This is a genomic window from Sphingomonas panacis, from assembly GCF_001717955.1.
Classification (GTDB): domain Bacteria; phylum Pseudomonadota; class Alphaproteobacteria; order Sphingomonadales; family Sphingomonadaceae; genus Sphingomonas; species Sphingomonas panacis.
Genome location: NZ_CP014168.1, coordinates 2,968,778 through 2,985,690, shown reverse-complemented (window position 1 = coordinate 2,985,690; position 16,913 = coordinate 2,968,778). Strand labels below are relative to the sequence as shown.

General features: G+C 67.1%; 18 protein-coding genes. 11 read left to right on the top strand and 7 right to left on the bottom strand.

Annotated features, from left to right (window positions below; genetic code table 11):
• Positions 1-86: 86 nt before the first annotated feature.
• Positions 87-962 (bottom strand): LysR family transcriptional regulator, encoded by an 876-nt coding sequence (locus tag J0A91_RS13695; protein ID WP_069205379.1) that lies wholly within the window; start codon positions 960-962, stop codon positions 87-89.
• A 120-nt stretch (positions 963-1,082) separates the two neighbouring features.
• Here J0A91_RS13695 and J0A91_RS13690 point away from each other — a divergent pair, with 120 nt between their 5' ends.
• From J0A91_RS13690 to mmsB, 6 genes are read left to right on the top strand one after another with little or no spacing between them, the layout of a single operon-like run.
• A complete protein-coding gene (locus J0A91_RS13690) occupies positions 1,083-2,582 on the top strand; it encodes a CoA-acylating methylmalonate-semialdehyde dehydrogenase (protein WP_069207317.1) in 1,500 nt (499 codons plus the stop codon).
• A 24-nt stretch (positions 2,583-2,606) separates the two neighbouring features.
• A complete protein-coding gene (locus tag J0A91_RS13685; RefSeq protein ID WP_240502011.1) occupies positions 2,607-2,975 on the top strand; it encodes a RidA family protein in 369 nt (122 codons plus the stop codon).
• On the top strand, positions 2,972-4,111 hold the full coding sequence (locus tag J0A91_RS13680) for an acyl-CoA dehydrogenase family protein (protein WP_069205377.1): 1,140 nt from the start codon (positions 2,972-2,974) through the stop codon (positions 4,109-4,111). The genes J0A91_RS13685 and J0A91_RS13680 overlap by 4 nt, the downstream gene beginning before the upstream one ends.
• Positions 4,108-5,148 (top strand): enoyl-CoA hydratase/isomerase family protein, encoded by a 1,041-nt coding sequence (locus J0A91_RS13675; protein WP_069205376.1) that lies wholly within the window; start codon positions 4,108-4,110, stop codon positions 5,146-5,148. The genes J0A91_RS13680 and J0A91_RS13675 overlap by 4 nt, the downstream gene beginning before the upstream one ends.
• Entirely contained in the window at positions 5,145-5,924 is a 780-nt protein-coding gene (locus tag J0A91_RS13670; protein ID WP_069205375.1) for an enoyl-CoA hydratase-related protein, read from the top strand. The genes J0A91_RS13675 and J0A91_RS13670 overlap by 4 nt, the downstream gene beginning before the upstream one ends.
• Positions 5,925-5,936: 12 nt before the next feature.
• Positions 5,937-6,833 (top strand): 3-hydroxyisobutyrate dehydrogenase, encoded by an 897-nt coding sequence (mmsB, locus tag J0A91_RS13665; RefSeq protein WP_069205374.1) that lies wholly within the window; start codon positions 5,937-5,939, stop codon positions 6,831-6,833.
• Positions 6,834-7,002: 169 nt separating this feature from the next.
• Here mmsB and J0A91_RS13660 read toward each other — a convergent pair whose 3' ends face one another.
• From J0A91_RS13660 to radA, 6 genes are all read right to left on the bottom strand, one after another.
• A complete protein-coding gene (locus tag J0A91_RS13660) occupies positions 7,003-7,332 on the bottom strand; it encodes a DUF423 domain-containing protein (RefSeq protein WP_069205373.1) in 330 nt (109 codons plus the stop codon).
• Positions 7,332-9,089: a cation:proton antiporter domain-containing protein gene (locus J0A91_RS13655; protein WP_069205372.1), complete on the bottom strand. Its 1,758-nt coding sequence runs from the start codon at positions 9,087-9,089 to the stop codon at positions 7,332-7,334. Before J0A91_RS13655 ends, J0A91_RS13660 begins: the two co-directional genes overlap by 1 nt.
• Positions 9,086-9,520 (bottom strand): iron-sulfur cluster assembly scaffold protein, encoded by a 435-nt coding sequence (locus J0A91_RS13650; protein ID WP_069205371.1) that lies wholly within the window; start codon positions 9,518-9,520, stop codon positions 9,086-9,088. Before J0A91_RS13650 ends, J0A91_RS13655 begins: the two co-directional genes overlap by 4 nt.
• 117 nt (positions 9,521-9,637) lie before the next feature.
• Positions 9,638-10,201 carry a CvpA family protein gene (locus J0A91_RS13645; protein ID WP_069205370.1) on the bottom strand — a complete coding sequence of 188 codons (564 nt, stop codon included), beginning with the start codon at positions 10,199-10,201 and terminating at the stop codon, positions 9,638-9,640.
• A gap of 89 nt (positions 10,202-10,290) precedes the next feature.
• Positions 10,291-11,109, bottom strand: coding sequence for a hypothetical protein (locus tag J0A91_RS13640; protein WP_069205369.1), 819 nt, complete (start codon positions 11,107-11,109; stop codon positions 10,291-10,293).
• A 446-nt stretch (positions 11,110-11,555) separates the two neighbouring features.
• On the bottom strand, positions 11,556-12,926 hold the full coding sequence (radA, locus tag J0A91_RS13635; protein WP_069205367.1) for a DNA repair protein RadA: 1,371 nt from the start codon (positions 12,924-12,926) through the stop codon (positions 11,556-11,558).
• 87 nt (positions 12,927-13,013) lie between these two features.
• On the opposite strand from radA, the gene J0A91_RS13630 reads away from it, so the two are divergent.
• The 5 genes from J0A91_RS13630 (at position 13,014) to accD (ending at position 16,879) form a co-directional block, all read left to right on the top strand.
• Positions 13,014-13,652, top strand: coding sequence for a phosphoribosylanthranilate isomerase (locus J0A91_RS13630; protein ID WP_069205366.1), 639 nt, complete (start codon positions 13,014-13,016; stop codon positions 13,650-13,652).
• Positions 13,653-13,801: 149 nt separating this feature from the next.
• Positions 13,802-15,031: a tryptophan synthase subunit beta gene (gene trpB, locus J0A91_RS13625; RefSeq protein ID WP_069205365.1), complete on the top strand. Its 1,230-nt coding sequence runs from the start codon at positions 13,802-13,804 to the stop codon at positions 15,029-15,031.
• Complete coding sequence (locus tag J0A91_RS13620; protein WP_069205364.1) at positions 15,028-15,225, top strand: hypothetical protein; 198 nt, start codon at positions 15,028-15,030, stop codon at positions 15,223-15,225. The genes trpB and J0A91_RS13620 overlap by 4 nt, the downstream gene beginning before the upstream one ends.
• On the top strand, positions 15,222-16,025 hold the full coding sequence (trpA, locus tag J0A91_RS13615) for a tryptophan synthase subunit alpha (RefSeq protein WP_069205363.1): 804 nt from the start codon (positions 15,222-15,224) through the stop codon (positions 16,023-16,025). The genes J0A91_RS13620 and trpA overlap by 4 nt, the downstream gene beginning before the upstream one ends.
• On the top strand, positions 16,022-16,879 hold the full coding sequence (gene accD / locus J0A91_RS13610; protein ID WP_069205362.1) for an acetyl-CoA carboxylase, carboxyltransferase subunit beta: 858 nt from the start codon (positions 16,022-16,024) through the stop codon (positions 16,877-16,879). The genes trpA and accD overlap by 4 nt, the downstream gene beginning before the upstream one ends.
• The last annotated feature ends 34 nt before the right edge of the window (positions 16,880-16,913 follow it).

Genomic DNA, 16,913 nt, shown 5'->3' with positions numbered 1-16,913 from the left:
GCGATCTCGCCCGCGTTGCCGGTCATGGTCCTGCTCCTCATTGATCGTTGACGTAGGGCTATAACGGCGATCGTTCCGGTTCTCCACTACAGGCCCAGTAGCAGCTCGCGATCTGCGGTGGCCGCGCCGACGAGCCAATCGACGAAGGCGCGGGTGCGGGGCAGCGCGATCACGTCGCGGTGGGTGGCGAGCCAGAACGACCGGGTGATGCGGACATCGTCGAGCACGCGGACGAGATTCGGATCGGTGTCTCCGATGAAGCACGGCAGCACCGCCACCCCCGCCCCGGCCGCCGCCATGCGATGCTGTGCGTTGATGCTCGACGAGCGCAGCCGGGGGCTGAGCTGCGGGTCGATCTCTTCGAGATAGTCGAGTTCGGGCGCGTAGAGGAAATCGGGGATGTAGCCGATCAGCGGATGCGCGCGCAGCGCGGCTTTCGAAGCGATCGGGCTACGCTCCGCATAGGCGCGCGATGCGTACAGCCGCAGCGCGTAATCGGTCAGCCGCCGTGAGACGAGCGGGCCTTTGCGCGGGCGCGCCAGCACGATCGCAATGTCGGTCTCGCGCCGCGACGGGCTGAGGAAGCCGCTGTTCGCGACCAGATCGACGTTGAGGCGCGGGTAGTGCGCGCTGAACGCGCCGAGCCTTGGCGCCACGAACCACGTCCCGAACCCCTCCGACGCGCTGACCCGCACCACGCCTTCGAGCGGATGCGCGCCCTGCTCGGTCACGTCGGACATGGCGCGTTCGAGCGCGTCGGCCTTGGCCGCGAGCCGCTCGCCCATTTCGGTGAGGTGCTGGCCGTCGCGCCGCTGCTCGAACAACGTGTGGCCAAGCGATTGTTCGAGCCGCCGGATTCGCCGCGTGACGGTGGTGGCATCGACGCCGAGCTGGACGGCGGCGCGCGCGATCTGGCCGGCGTGGGTGACGGCGAGGAAGAAGCGCATGTCGTCCCAGTTCATGACCTGCGTTATTGCAGCTTAACGATGCAAGTCTACCCGTTGCTTTTGCAGCCCTTGCTGGCAAGGAGGGGCTGCGGCACAAGACCCGCGACCAAGGAGAGCTTCGGCATGGCAACCGCGATCCGCGACATCGACCACCTCATCGTCGGCCAGAGCGCCACCGCATCGGGGCGAACCGGCGATGTGTTCGATCCCAACACCGGCGCGGTGCAGGCGCGCGTCGCGCTCGGCACGCAGGCCGATCTCGACCGGGCGGTCGCCGCCGCGCAGAAGGCGCAGCCGGGCTGGGCCGCGACCAATCCGCAGCGCCGCGCGCGCGTGATGTTCGCGTTCAAGGCTCTGGTCGAGAAGAACATGGAGGAGCTGGCGCATCTGCTCTCCTCCGAACACGGCAAGGTGATCGCCGATTCGAAGGGCGACATCCAGCGCGGGCTCGAAGTGATCGAGTTCTGCTGCGGCATCCCGCACGTGTTGAAGGGCGAATATACCCAGGGCGCCGGCCCCGGCATCGACGTCTATTCGATGCGCCAGCCGCTCGGCATCGGCGCCGGCATCACGCCGTTCAACTTTCCGGGGATGATCCCGCTGTGGATGTCGGGCGTGGCGATCGCGACCGGCAACGCCTTCATCCTCAAGCCCTCCGAGCGCGATCCGTCAGTGCCGGTGCGGCTCGGCGAACTGTTCCTCGAAGCGGGCTTGCCAGAGGGCATTTTGCAGGTCGTCCACGGCGACAAGGAAATGGTCGATGCGATCCTCGACCATCCCGCGATCAGCGCGGTGAGTTTCGTCGGCTCGTCCGACATCGCGCACTATGTCTATCGCCGCGGCGTCGCGGCGGGCAAGCGCGTGCAGGCGATGGGCGGCGCCAAGAACCACGGCATCGTCATGCCCGACGCCGATCTCGACCAGGTCGTCGCCGATCTGGCGGGCGCGGCGTTCGGTTCGGCGGGCGAGCGCTGCATGGCGCTGCCGGTGGCGGTGCCGGTTGGCGAAAAGACCGCCGCAGCGCTGCGCGAGAAGCTGATCCCCGCGATCGAGAACCTCCGCGTCGGCGTCTCGACCGACAGCGACGCGCATTACGGCCCGGTGGTCACCGCGATCCACAAGAAGCGAATCGAGGACTGGATCCAGACCGGCGTCGACGAGGGCGCCGAACTGGTGGTCGATGGGCGCGGCTTCGAATTGCAGGGGCATGAGGGCGGCTTCTTCGTCGGCCCAACCTTGTTCGACCATGTCACCACCGGCATGAGCGCCTACAAGGAGGAAATCTTCGGCCCGGTCCTCCAGATCGTGCGCGCCGACGATTTCGAGCACGCGGTACGGCTGCCGAGCGAGCATCAATACGGCAACGGCGTCGCGATCTTCACGCGCAACGGCCATGCCGCGCGCGAGTTCGCCGCGCGTGTGAATGTGGGAATGGTCGGCATCAACGTGCCGATCCCGGTGCCGGTCGCCTATCACACCGTCGGCGGCTGGAAACGCTCGGCGTTCGGCGACACCAACCAGCACGGCATGGAAGGCGTGAAGTTCTGGACCAAGGTCAAGACGGTCACGCAGCGCTGGCCCGACGGCGGAGTCGGCGATACGGCGAATGCCTTCGTCATTCCGACGATGGGGTGAGGTGCTACGGGAATGAAGCGTCGCGTGAGTAGTAGTTCGCCGCTGGAGCCGATCCTGGGGTTTTCGCGCGCGGTGCGGACAGGCAATCAGATCATGGTCGCCGGCACCGCGCCGATCGAGCCTGATGGGTCGTCCACACCGGGCGACGCGGCGGCGCAGATGGAGCGGTGTTGCGCGATCGTCGCCCAGGCGATCGCCGATCTCGACGGCGATATTGCCGACACGGTCCGCACGTGCATCTATCTGACCGACCGCGCCGACTTCCCCTCGGTCGCGGCGGTGCATGGTCGCTGGTTCGGCACGGCGCGTCCGGCCACGACGACGCTGATCGTGTCGGGATTCATCCGGCCGGAGTGGCGCGTTGAAATCGAAGCGGAAGTGATGTGCGTATGAACCAGTTCGACCTGACCGACGACCAGCGCGAAATCCAGGAGCTGGCGCGGCGCTTCACCGCCGATCGTATCACGCCGTTCGCGGCGGAATGGGACGAAAAGCATATCTTCCCGCGCGACACGATCCGCGCGGCGGCGGAACTCGGCTTCGGGGCGATCTACGTTTCGGAAAGCAGCGGCGGCATCGCGCTGGGGCGGCTGGAGGCGGCGCTCATCATGGAGGCGATGGCCTATGGCTGCCCCTCCACCTCGGCGTTCATCAGCATTCACAACATGGCGTCGTGGATGATCGACACGTTCGGTGGCGCTGACGTGAAGGCGAAGTACCTGCCCGATCTCGTCGGGATGGCGCGAATCGCGAGCTATTGCCTGACCGAGCCGGGGTCTGGATCGGACGCGGCGGCGCTCAAGACGCGCGCGGTGCGCGATGGCGATTCGTATGTCGTCACCGGCTCGAAGCAGTTCATCTCGGGCGCGGGCGAAAACGAAGTCTATGTCGTCATGGTCCGCACTGGCGAGGATGGGCCGAAGGGCATCTCCTGCCTCGTTATCGAGAAGGACATGCCCGGCGTCAGCTTCGGCGCGCAGGAGCGCAAGCTCGGCTGGCATTCGCAGCCGACCGCGCAACTGATCCTCGACTCCGTGCGGGTGCCGGCGGAGAATCTGCTCGGCGCAGAGGGCGAGGGTTTCAGGATCGCGATGAGCGGGCTCGATGGCGGACGGCTCAACATCGGCGCGTGTTCGCTCGGCGGCGCGCAACGCTGTCTCGACGAGGCGGTGGCGTACACGAAGGATCGCAAGCAGTTCGGCAAGGCGATCGCCGAGTTCCAGAACACCCAGTTCACGCTCGCCGACATGGCGACCGATCTGGAGGCAGCGCGCGCATTGCTCTACATGGCGGCGGCGAAGGTGACCGGCGGCGCACCCGACAAGACCCGGTTCGCGGCGATGGCGAAGCGGCTGGCGACCGATACCGGTTCGGCGGTGGCCGATCGCGCGCTGCAACTGCACGGCGGCTATGGCTATCTGATGGACTATCCGATCGAGCGCTTCTGGCGGGATTTGCGGGTGCATTCGATTCTGGAGGGCACCAACCAGGTGATGCGGATGATCATCGGGCGGGATTTGCTGAAGTGACCGACGTCCTCACGCTGACCGAGGGCGCGGTGCTGCGTATCCGCCTCAATCGGCCCAAGGCGATCCATGCGCTCAACACCGGGATGTGCGTGGGCATGCTCGACGCGCTGAATGCCGCCGAGGGCGATCCGGCGATCGAGGCGGTGATGATCGACCATGCCGAGGGGCGCGGGTTTTGCGCGGGCGGGGATATCCGCATGATCGCGGAGAGCGGTGCCGCCGACGGCAGCGCGGCACGGGACTTCTTCCACATCGAATACCAGCTCAACCACCGGCTGTTCACCTATCCCAAGCCGATCGTCGCCTTCATGGACGGGATCACGATGGGCGGCGGGGTCGGCATCTCGCAGCCGGCGCGTTTCCGGGTCGCGACCGAGAACACCAAGTTCGCGATGCCCGAGACCGGCATCGGCCTGTTCCCCGATGTCGGCGGCGGCTGGTATCTGTCGCGGCTGCCGGGTCGGATCGGGCAGTATGTCGCGCTGACCGGCTACCGGCTCGATGGCGCGGAGTGTCTCGCGCTCGGCCTCGCGACGCATTTCGTTCCTGCCGCCGCGCTCGATGCAGTCAAGGCTGCGATCGGTGCGACACCGCAGGCGTTGGCCGCGATCCTCGATGACGCGAGCACGGTCGCCGCCAGCGCGGCGATCCTCGCACACCGCGCTGATATCGACCGCCTGTTCGCCTCGGACCGGCTCGAAAACGTGCTGGCCGCGCTCGCCGCCGATCCGGGCGAATGGGCGGCGGCGCAGCGCGCCACGCTCAGCGCCAAGTCCCCACAGGCGATGAAGGTCTCGCTCCGCCTGCTTGCCGAAGCGTCGGCGATGACCGACTTCGCCGACGAGATGCGGCAGGAATATGCGGTCGCCACCCGGGTTGCGCAGCGGCACGACTTCATCGAGGGCGTGCGCGCGCTGATCGTCGACAAGGACAATGCGCCGCGCTGGAACCCCGCCACGCCCGAGGGCGTGAGCGACGCCACGATCGACGCGATCTTCGCACCCCTCCCCGCACATGAGGCCTGGACACCGGCATGACCTATCAAAACATCCTCGTGGAACGTCACGACGCCGTCACGCTCATCACGCTCAACCGTCCGCAGGCGCTCAATGCGCTCAACACCGCAGTCCTGGCGGATCTGATCGACGCGTTCGCAGCGTTCGACGCCGACCCCGACCAGCGCTGCGCGGTTCTGACCGGTAGCGGCGAGAAAGCGTTCGCCGCGGGTGCCGACATCAAGGAGATGGTCGACAAGCCCGCCGCCGATTTCTTCCTGCAGGATTTCTTCTCCGGCTGGCAGCGCGGCGTGGTCGGCACGCGCAAGCCGTGGATCGCGGCGGTCAACGGCTTCGCGCTCGGCGGCGGGTGCGAACTGGCGATGATGGCGGACTTCATCCTCGCCTCGGACACTGCCAAGTTCGGCCAGCCCGAAATCAAGCTCGGCGTCGCGCCGGGCATGGGTGGCTCGCAGCGGCTGACGCGCGCGGTCGGCAAGGCGAAGGCGATGGAAATGTGCCTGACCGGACGGATGATGGGTGCCGAGGAAGCCGAGCGCTCCGGGCTGGTCGCGCGGATCGTGCCCGCCGCCGATCTGCTCGCCGACGCGCTCAAGACCGCCGCGACGATCGCGGCAATGCCGCCGCTCGCCGCGATGGTGAACAAGGAAATGGTCAACCTCGCGTTCGAAAGCGGGCTGGCGCAGGGCATTCAGAGCGAGCGCCGGCTGTTCCAGCTCCTCACCGCGACCGAGGACAAGCGCGAGGGCATGACCGCCTTCGTGGAGAAACGGCCGGCTGTCTGGGTCGGCCGCTAAGGGGAGAGAGACATGGCACGCGTCGGCTTCATCGGACTCGGCAATATGGGCGGCGGCATGGCCGCGAACCTCGCGAAGCACGGGCATGACGTGCGCGCTTTCGATCTCTCCGCCGAGGCGCTCGATCGCGCCAGGGCGGCGGGCTGCGTGCCGGTCGCCAGCGCAGCCGAAGCGTGCGACCGCGCCGACGCGGTGGTGACGATGTTGCCCGCCGGCCGCCATGTCGAGTCGGTCTATGCCGACAGCGTGTTCGGTGCCGCGCCCGTGGCCGCACTGCTGATCGATTGTTCAACGATCGACGTCGCCACCGCCAAGCGCGTTGCCGAAAGCGCCGCGGCGAAGGGCTTCGCGATGGTCGATGCGCCCGTTTCGGGCGGGATCGCGGCGGCGAATGCGGGTACGCTGACCTTCATGGTCGGCGGCACCGACGACGCGTTCGCGCGCGCGAAAGTCTATCTCGCGCAGATGGGCAAGGCGGTGATCCATGCCGGTGCGAGCGGGGCTGGCCAGTCCGCCAAGATTTGCAACAACATGGTGCTCGGCGCCGAGATGATCGCGACGTGCGAGGCGTTCCTGCTCGCCGACAAGCTCGGACTCGATCCACAGAAGTTCTTTGAGATCGCCAGCGTCAGCTCCGGGCAAAGCTGGTCGCTGACCAGCTACGCGCCGTGGCCCGGCGTCGGCCCGGAGACGCCGGCTGACCGCGACTATCAGGGCGGCTTCGCAACCGCGCTGATGCTCAAGGATTTGAAGCTGGCGATGGAAGCGGCGGCTTCCGTCGGTGCCGACACGCCGATGGGCGCGCGGGCGGCCGACCTGTACCAGCGCTTCGCCGATGCCGGCAACGGCGCGCTGGATTTCTCGGCGATCGTGCGGCTGCTCGACGGCAAGGGCACGGTCAAAGTCTGAAACCTTGGCTCAGCGCGAACGGGTTTTGGTTTGAGGACGGCACGCACATCATGAAGCTGCTCGCGAGCTGAAGCGCGACGAGATCCGGCTGGCTTCCGTTCGTCCCGAGCGCAGGTGCCTCGACTGCGCTCGGCATGAACGGGTGTGATAAACGCCGGAGCGACTTACCTTACCAAGCCGCGCCCCACGCCAGCCACAGCCATCCCGCAATCAGCAGCACGCCGCCGATCGGCGTCACCGCACCGAGCCAGCGCGGCAGGCCGAGCGCCATCAGGTACAATGTGCCTGCAAAGATGAACGCGCCGGCGACGAACAGCCAGCCGGGCCCGCGCGCGCCAAGTTGTGCCGCCACGAGTGCCGCGACCGCGTGGATCAATTGATATTCGCCGCCCGTCTTGAGCCACGCCTGCGCCTGCCCGCTCGCCCCGTGCGCGCCGAAAGCGCCCGCGCCGACCGCGAGCGCCCCCGATAGTGCCGCCGCGATTACCAGCCAGTTCATCAGCCGCCCTCCCGCAATTCTTCCCGGACATCCTGTACCAGCATCCGCGCCGCCTCGGTGCGGAAATCGCCGCTGTCGAGCTGCGCCTTGAGCCGCTCCTTGTCGCGCGCGCGGTAATGCGCCTCGCTGCGGTTGATCTCCTCTTCGTCGATGTCGAGGCTGGCCATCGCCAGCCGCGCCATCTTCACCGCCGATTCGAGCACCTCACGCACCACCGCCGCCGCCGGGCTTCCCTTGAGCTTGATGAGCGAGCGCCGATCATAGGCGCGCACGAAGATACCCGCCTTGGGGAATGCGGTGTGGACTGCCTCGACCAGATCGAGCGTCACCTGATCCTTGTCGATGCAGAACAGGATCAGTTCGGCCTCGCTCGCGCCCGCCTGGCGGAGCAGATCGAGCCGGGTGCCGTCGCCATAATAGACCTTGGCGCCGAACTCGCCGGCGACGTCGATCATCTCGATGTCGGTGTCGATCAGCGTCACGGGAATGCCCTGCGCGATCAGCATCTGCGCGACCGTCTGGCCGAAGCGCCCATAGCCGACGATCAGCGCATTGGCACCATCGGCGCGCGGCCCCTCGCGGTCGCCGGTGGCGACGATCGGCTCGGTACGCAGCCGCTGGGTCAGCGCCATTAGAAACGGTGTCGTCGCCATCGACAGCGTGACGATCGCGCCGAACAGGCTCGCCGCCTCGGGCTTGATGAGCCAGGCGTTCTGCGCCTGCGCGAACAGCACGAAGCCGAACTCACCGCCCTGGCTCAGCAACAGCCCGAGCGCGAACGCCTGCCGCCACGTCATGCGGAACAGCAGCCCGATGCCCATGATGATCGCGGTCTTGGTGACGATCAGCGCCGCCGCCATACCCACCACGAAGAGCGGTCGCGCGGCGATCGCGTGCAGATCGAGCATCATGCCGACCGCGACGAAGAACAGCCCGAGCAGCACCGAGCGAAACGGCTCGACATCGCTTTCGATCTCGTGCCGATAGGGGCTGTCGGCGAGCATCACGCCCGCGACGAACGCACCGAGCGCAGTCGACAGCCCGAGCGATTCCATGATCGCCGCCGCCGCGACGACGGTGAACAGCGCGGCGAAGACGAACATCTCGCGCTCGCCGAGATTGCCGATCACGCGGAACATCGGCCGCATCAGGAAGCGTCCGGCCAGCACCAGCCCGACGATCGCGAGGATGGTGTAGAGGAACAATTGCCAGCCGGGTGGCCCATGCGCGTCGGCAGGATTGCGCGACAGCACCGCGACGATGGTGATGAGCGGGACGATCGACAGATCCTGAAACAGCAGAATCGAGAAGGCACGTTCGCCGAACGGGGTACGCAACCGGCCGGCGGATTGCAGCATCGGCAGCACCTGCGCGGTCGAGGACAGCGCCAGCGGCAGGCCGAGCGCGAGCGCGGAGGCGATCGAGAAGCCGGCGAACAGCCACACCACGCCCGTCACCGCGAGGCCGCAGAGCACGACCTGAAGCAGCCCCAGCCCGAAGATTTCCTTGCGCAGACTCCATAGCCGCGACGGGTTGAGTTCGAGACCGACGATGAACAGCAGCAGGGTGATGCCGAGTTCGGCCACGCCGATCTTCTGCTCGGCATCGCCCACCAGCCCGAGCACCTGCGGGCCGACGACCGCGCCGGCGACGAGATAGCCCAGCGTCGCACCCAGCCCGAACCGGCGGAAGATCAGCACGAACAGCAGCGCGAAGCCGCCGAGCACGGCGCCGGCGCCGAGCAGGCTCTCCGTCATGCCGCGCGCTGCAGCGACGCCGCCGCGGCCGCTTCCGCCGCAGCCTCGAAGGCGAGCCGGATCGAGGCGTGGCGCGCGCTGTGCGGCAAGGCGGGCGTGAAGATATCGAGACCGGGCCAGTCGGGCACTGGCCCGGTGCCCGCGAGCCAATCGGTGAGCGCGTCGCGTGCCGCCGCCAGTTCGGCAGGCGAGCGACCGATGACGCTGGCCGCGAGCAGCGACGAGGAAGCCTGACCAAGTGCGCAGGCGCGCACGAGCATGCCCACTTCGCTGACTCGACCCTCGGCATCGGTGACGACATCGACCGTCACGCGGCTGCCGCAGATCGGCGAACGTTTTTCCGACGACGCCATCGGTTGAGCGAGCCGCTCCTGATAAGGGATGGTCGCGGCGAGGCGGAGAATCTCGGTATTGTAGAGCGGTGCGGTCATGCGCCCGATGTAAGGCGGGATCGGCGGTCCGTCACCCCGCCGCCGGCCATAATGCCGCTGCCGCAACCATTTTCGCAGCGGTCCTCACCACGGCACCGACTCCCGGCGTGACCGGCATCAATCGGTGCGGTTCTCCGCCGTTTCGCGTGTCAGCGGCGCGATCTGGCCGAACACCGGCACCCCCTTACGCCGGCGATCGACGAAATCGGCGATTCCCGCGCTGGTTGCGTTGAGCAGAGGATAGGTCTTCGAGGCCGTCAGCCATTCGGGCCGGTGCGCCGGGCCGCCGTGGACGGTGTCGGTCATCAGCACGATGAGCAGGAAGCCGAGGCTCGTCAGGATCAGCCCCTTGAGCGCGCCGAACCCGAAGCCGAGCGCGCGGTCGAGCGGGCCGACCACCGAATCGCGGATTCGCCCGCCGATTGATCGCGCGACCAGCCGCCCGCCGAAATAGGTGACTCCGGCGAGGATCGCGAACGCCAGCACCGCCGCGCCGGTCACCGTACCGACGATGCCGGTCAGCGCGTGCGCTAAGGGCACATGGAACAGCTTGACCGCGAACACGATCGCCACCCAGGCGAACAGCGACAGCACCTCGGTGACGAAGCCGCGCACCAGCCCGAGCAGCGCCGCGGCGCCGATCGAAATAAGAACGATGATGTCGAGCGCGGTCAGTCCCATGCGGGCGCGCTTACGATGCCGGAGCGGTGTGTGTCGAGTGTGTTGTCTATATATGACACAACGGCGTCGTGGATGCCTATGTTGCGCACTCAGTGTGGTCGAGGCGCGGTACTAGCCCAGTTTTCCAAGGCAGGTTGAAATGCGGGCGCCAGTAAACGCGCCCTTACCGCGAGAGATTCCGCCACAACCGGTCGCCGGAGCGCGGCGGCGACGGTCGCCCGCTCTCGGGCATCGAAGTGGCTTTCGGGCTGCATCAAGACGAAAACGTCAGATAATGGTATTGCCGTTGCGAGTTGTGCGACGAACTCGTCTGCCAGAGAGGCGTCGTCATGCATGCACACAAATCCGTTGATCCTCGCTTGCGCCTCGACCGCCCGATCCGGTGAGCGCGGCGTTCCGGCATCGATCTGCGCCATCAAGGAACGCGCTTTTTCATGTTGCCCTAAGCCATCGAGTGCGCACGCCTTGATCCACGCGAAATTCGCCTCGCTCGACGGAACCTTGAAGGACTCCTCTGCGTCCGCGTTCTGTGCGTCGAACCGGCGCCAGGCATCGTTTATAACGACGAACGCGGCTTGATATTGCCCAGCACGCGCTTGCAACATCGCCTGGTTAACGTCGATGTTGAGCTTATACTCGCCTTCCAACGACGCATCCTGAGCCGCTCGCTCCAACAAGTCGATCGCGGCCTCACGCTCACCGGCATCGAACCGAATGATGGCTTCACGCGCGAGCAGAAATATCCGGGAGGCAGCCTGAGCAGGATCCTTGGTAAAGGTTGCATACCGTTGCTCGAGGAGCGTGACTGCATCTTGTGGTCGACCAGCATCCGCGACGACTTTCGCATAATGCAACACGCCCTCCAAAGCCGGGTCGCCCATCCATTGTTCGTTCGACGTCGCGTTCATCGTCGCCGCAAGGAACCCCGCGTCGGCGGCAAGCTTGCTCTGCCACCTCCCGATCCCGCAGCAGAACCAAATCCGGACCAGCCCAAGCGAGCAACGCCGGCCAAAGCGGCGCGAGCCTTCGATCTGCCAGCATCTTCAATGCGCCGGTCGGACTCTCGATCTTGCCGATTGGACCAATCTGGCCGTCGGGCATGCGCGCGGACAGCACCGCCATCTCGCCGCTCGCATGAAATTCGACAACAACATCGCCGCCGTACGGAAGTTTGATCGTGCCGTGCGGGGCTGTCGGTAACGCTGGCGTGTCGGCATAGGCTGGCCCGGCCATGTACAGCCCTGCTGCCACGAACATCCACCAATATGCACGTCTGCCCATCATCGCCCCCAATCCGCCCCCGCAGGCGTTCCCCTTAGCAGTATAAAGCATGCGATGCGATCGGGCGCCTCGCCTACCGCCCGAGCATATGCTCGACCAACTGGCCGAGCGTGCGAAAGCCCGTCAGCGACAATGTCGTCTTTTCGCCCGTGCTCGCCGCCGGCACCAGCGCGCGTTCGAAGCCGAGCTTGGCGGCTTCCTTCATGCGCAGCGGGCCGTGTGCGACGGGGCGGACTTCGCCTGACAACGCGATCTCGCCGAATGCGACCGCATCGACCGGCACCGGCCGCTCGGACAGCGCGGACACCAGCGCCGCCGCGACCGCGAGATCGGCGGCGGGATCCTGCACGCGGTAGCCGCCGGCGATGTTGAGATAGACTTCGCACGCCGAGAAGCTGAGCCCGCAGCGTGCCTCCAGCACGGCGAGGATCATCGCCAAACGGCCGCTGTCCCAGCCGACCACCGCTCGTCTTGGCGTCGCGCCGCTCGCCAGTCTCACCACAAGCGCCTGAATCTCGACCAGCACCGGGCGCGTGCCCTCCAGCGCGGGGAAGACGGTGGTGCCGGTCACGCCCTCGTCGCGCTGGGTGAGGAACAGTGCCGAGGGGTTGGAGATCTCGGTCAGCCCTTCCGCCACCATCGCGAACACGCCGATCTCGTCGGTGCCGCCGAAGCGGTTCTTCACCGCGCGCAGGATGCGATACTGGTGGCTGCGCTCGCCCTCGAAGCTCAGCACGGTATCGACCATATGTTCGAGCACGCGCGGCCCGGCGATGCTGCCGTCCTTGGTGACATGTCCGACCAGCACCACTGCGGTGCCGCGTTCCTTGGCGAAACGGATCAGTTCCTGCGACGACGCGCGCACTTGGCTGACCGTGCCGGGCGCGCCTTCGATCAGGTCCGAATGCATCGTCTGGATCGAATCGATCACCAGCAGATCGGGCGGCGTGCCCTGCGACAGCGTCGTCAGGATATCGCGCGTCGAGGTCGCCGAGGCGAGTTGCACCGGCGCGGTGCCGAGACCGAGCCGCCGCGCGCGCAGCCGCACCTGATCCGCCGCTTCCTCGCCCGAGACATAGGCGACGCTCTTGCCGGCGAGCGCCATCTTCGCCGCCGCTTGGAGCAGCAGGGTCGATTTGCCGATGCCCGGATCGCCGCCGATCAGCGTCGCCGACCCCTCGACGAAACCGCCGCCGAGCGCGCGGTCGAACTCGGCGATGCCGCTCGCCATCCGTTCGGGCAGTTCGACGTCGGCGTCGAGACCCGACAGCATGATGAACCGACCGCCGCCCTGAAGGTTATGCTTGGCCTGGAACGGCGTGACGACGCCGCTCACCTCCTCAACGAGCGTGTTCCACTCCGAACAATCGCCGCACTGCCCCGCCCAGCGATGCGACACCGAACCGCAGGATTGGCAGACATAGCGCTTCTGGGGTTTTGCCATGCGCCCATGCTAAACAAAACGGAACGATAGGGGAACAGAATTCTCGTCAGGATGGACACCGTTGCCAAAGTGGGGAATGGGCCGGGCATGCCAACCACCGCCAAGATCTGTGGCCTGTCCACGCCGACAACGCTTGATGCCGCCATCTCCGGCGGGGCGAGCCATGTCGGCTTCGTGTTCTTCGCGCCGTCGCCGCGCAATCTCTCGCGCGATCTGGCGGCGCAGCTCGCGGCGCGCGTGCCGGCGCATGTCAGGCGAGTCGGCGTCTTGGTCGACCCCGATGACGCGCTGATCGAGTCGGTGGTTGATGCCGGGCAGCTTGACGCGCTCCAACTCCACAACACCAGCCCCGCCCGCGCCGCCGCGATCCGTGCGAAAACCGGCCGCGAAATCTGGGCCGCCGTCGCAATCCGCACCCGCATGGACCTCGCCGCCGCCGCCAGCTTCATGGGCGCGGCCGACCGCATCCTCTACGACGCCAAGACCCCGCCCGGCGCCGCGCTGCCCGGCGGCATGGGGGTGCGGTTCGACTGGAGCCTGCTCGACGGCTTCCGCCACCCGCTGCCCTGGGCGCTGTCGGGCGGGCTCGATCCTGCGAACGTGCGCGACGCGATCACGCGAACCGGCGCGACTCTGGTCGATGTGTCCTCGGGCGTCGAAAGTGCGCCGGGGATCAAGGATGTGGCCAAGATCAGGGCGTTTCTGGAAGCGATCAGAACCGCCTGAACTTTCGTCGCCCCGGCGCAGGCCGGGGCCGTTATGTTTGTGGCACCCGGCTCGCGCAAAACACAGCGGCCCCGGCCTTCGCCGGGGCGACGGCAACGCGACGGCGGGGGCGTGACAGCGCGCTCGCCCCGCTTTAAGGCCTCGCGGCTATGAACGTCCCAAACTCCTTCCGCGCCCAGCCCGACGATCGCGGGCATTTCGGTGATTTCGGCGGCCGCTACGTCGCCGAGACGCTGATGCCGCTGATCCTCGAACTCGACACCGCCTATCGCACCGCCAAGGCCGATCCCGCGTTCCACGCGCAGTTCGACGATCTGCTCGAACATTATGTCGGCCGCCCCAGCCCGCTGTATTACGCCGAGCGGCTGACCGAGGCGCTGCGCGAGTCCGCGCCGGAAGGCTATGGCGCGCAGGTCTGGTTCAAACGCGACGAACTCAACCATACCGGCGCGCACAAGATCAACAATTGCATCGGCCAGATCCTGCTGGCGATGCGGATGGGCAAGACCCGCATCATCGCCGAGACCGGCGCCGGCCAGCACGGTGTCGCCACCGCGACCGTGTGCGCGCGTTTCGGCCTGCCCTGCGTGATCTACATGGGCGCCAAGGACATCGCCCGGCAGGCGCCCAACGTGTTCCGCATGAAATTGCTCGGCGCGGAAGTTCGCCCGGTCACGACCGGCTCGGCATCGCTCAAGGATGCGATGAACGAGGGGCTGCGCGACTGGGTCGCCAATATCCACGACACCTTCTACATCATCGGCACCGCCGCCGGGCCGCACCCCTACCCCGAGCTGGTCCGCGATTTCCAGAGCGTGATCGGCAAGGAAGCCCGCGCGCAGATGCTGTCGCGGATCGACCGCCTGCCCGACCTGCTGGTCGCCGCGATCGGTGGCGGATCGAACGCGATCGGGCTGTTTCACCCGTTCCTCGACGATGGCGACGTGATGATGCTCGGCGTCGAGGCGGCGGGCCGCGGGCTCGACAAGGAGCATGCCGCCAGCCTCGCCGGTGGCGCACCCGGCATCCTCCACGGCAACAAGACCTATCTGCTCCAGGACGAGGACGGCCAGATCACCGAAGCGCATTCGATCTCGGCTGGGCTCGACTATCCCGGCATCGGGCCGGAGCATAGCTGGCTGCACTCGATCGGCCGCGTCGAATATACCTCGGCGACCGATACCGAAGCGCTCGACGCGTTCCAGTTGCTGTGCCGCACCGAAGGCATCATCCCCGCGCTCGAACCGAGCCACGCCATCGCTGCGGTGGCGAAGCGCGCGCGCGAGATGCGACAGGACCAGATCATCCTCGCCAATCTGTGCGGGCGCGGCGACAAGGATATCTTCACGGTCGCGGAAGCGCTGGGGGTGGCGATATGATCAGCGTGCGGAGTCTTCTCACCGGGATCGTCGTCGGCGCGATCACCGCCGCGCTCGTTCGCGAGATCACCCAATACGGGCTGGGCTTCGCCAACTGGGGTCTGCGCGCGCCGCGCCTCGGTGAAGCGCTCGCGACGGGCGCTATCGTCGGTGCCGTCTCACAGATCGTCGCGCAATCGCGGGGGCGTCGATGACCATTCTCTCGGACGCCTTCGCACAAGGTCGCCCCGCGCTCGTCGCGTTCGTCACCGCCGGCGATCCGTCGCCCGACGCCACGCCCGCCATCCTCGACGCGCTGGTCGCGGGTGGGGCTGACGTGATCGAACTCGGCATGCCCTTCACCGATCCGATGGCGGACGGCGCGGCGATCCAGTCGGCCAATTTGCGCAGCTTCGCAGCCGGCACCAAGACCGCCGACGTGTTCGCCATCGCCAAGACCTTCCGCGCCCGGCATCCGCATGTGCCGCTGGTGCTGATGGGCTATGCCAATCCGATGACGGTGCGCGGCCCCGAATGGTTCTCCGCCGCCGCTGCTGATGCGGGCGTGAGCGGCGTGATCTGCGTCGATATCCCGCCCGAGGAGGATGCTGACCTCGGCCCCGCGCTCCGGTCCGCCGGGATCGACCTGATCCGCCTCGCCACGCCCACCACCGATGCGGCGCGCTTGCCGCAGGTACTCGATGGCGCGTCGGGGTTTCTCTATTACGTTTCGGTCGCGGGCATCACCGGCAAGCAGCAGGCCGCACAGGCCTCGATCGAAGAGGCCGTCGCCCGCCTCAAGGCCGCGACCGATCTGCCCGTCGCGGTCGGCTTCGGCATCCGCACACCCGAACAGGCCGCCGCTGTCGCACGCGTCGCCGATGGTGTCGTGGTCGGCTCGGCGATCGTCGAGCTGGTTGGACAGCACGGCGCGAATGCGCCCGAGCCGGTGCGCGCCTATATCGCCTCCCTCGCCGCCGCCATCGCGTCGGCCCGTCAGGACATCGCCGCATGAGTTGGCTCGACAACGTTCGCAACGCCCTGTCGCTCGTCGTCCCCAAGAAGGTGGACACGAGCACCGACAACCTCTGGCACAAGTGCAAGGGGTGCGGTCAGATGGTGTTCGTCAAGGAACTGGAGGACAACCTTCACGTCTGCCCGCATTGCGATTTCCATGAGCGGATCGGGCCGGCGCTGCGCTTCGAATATACGCTCGATCCGGGCTATACCGTGCTGCCGATCCCCAAGGTGCCCGAAGATCCGCTCAAGTTCCGCGACACCAAGCGCTATTCCGATCGCCTCAAGGCCGCGCGCGCCGCGACCGAGGAAATCGACGCGCTCGCCACCGCCAAGGGCAAGATCGAGGGACTTAAGGTCGTCGTCGGCGTGCAGGATTTCGCCTTCATGGGCGGATCGATGGGGCTTGCCGTCGGCGAAGCGTTCGTGCGCGGCGTCGAGGCGGCGATCGCGGAGAACTGCCCGTACATCATCTTCACCGCCGCCGGCGGCGCGCGCATGCAGGAGGGCATTCTCAGCCTGATGCAGATGCCGCGCTCGACCGTGGCGATCCAGATGCTCCACGATGCGGGCCTGCCCTATATCGCGGTGCTGACCGACCCCACCACCGGCGGTGTGACGGCGAGCTACGCGATGCTCGGCGACGTCCAGATCGCCGAACCGGGCGCGCTGATCGGCTTCGCCGGCCAGCGCGTGATCGAACAGACCATCCGCGAGAAGCTGCCCGAGGGCTTCCAGCGCGCGGAATATCTGCTCGAACACGGCATGCTCGACATGGTCAAGCACCGCAAGGATCTGCGCGCGACGCTGGCAAGCGTCGTCGATTTCCTCGGCGCGAAAGCGGCGGCGTAAGCAAAACAAACGCCCTCTCCCCGCCGGAGAGGGC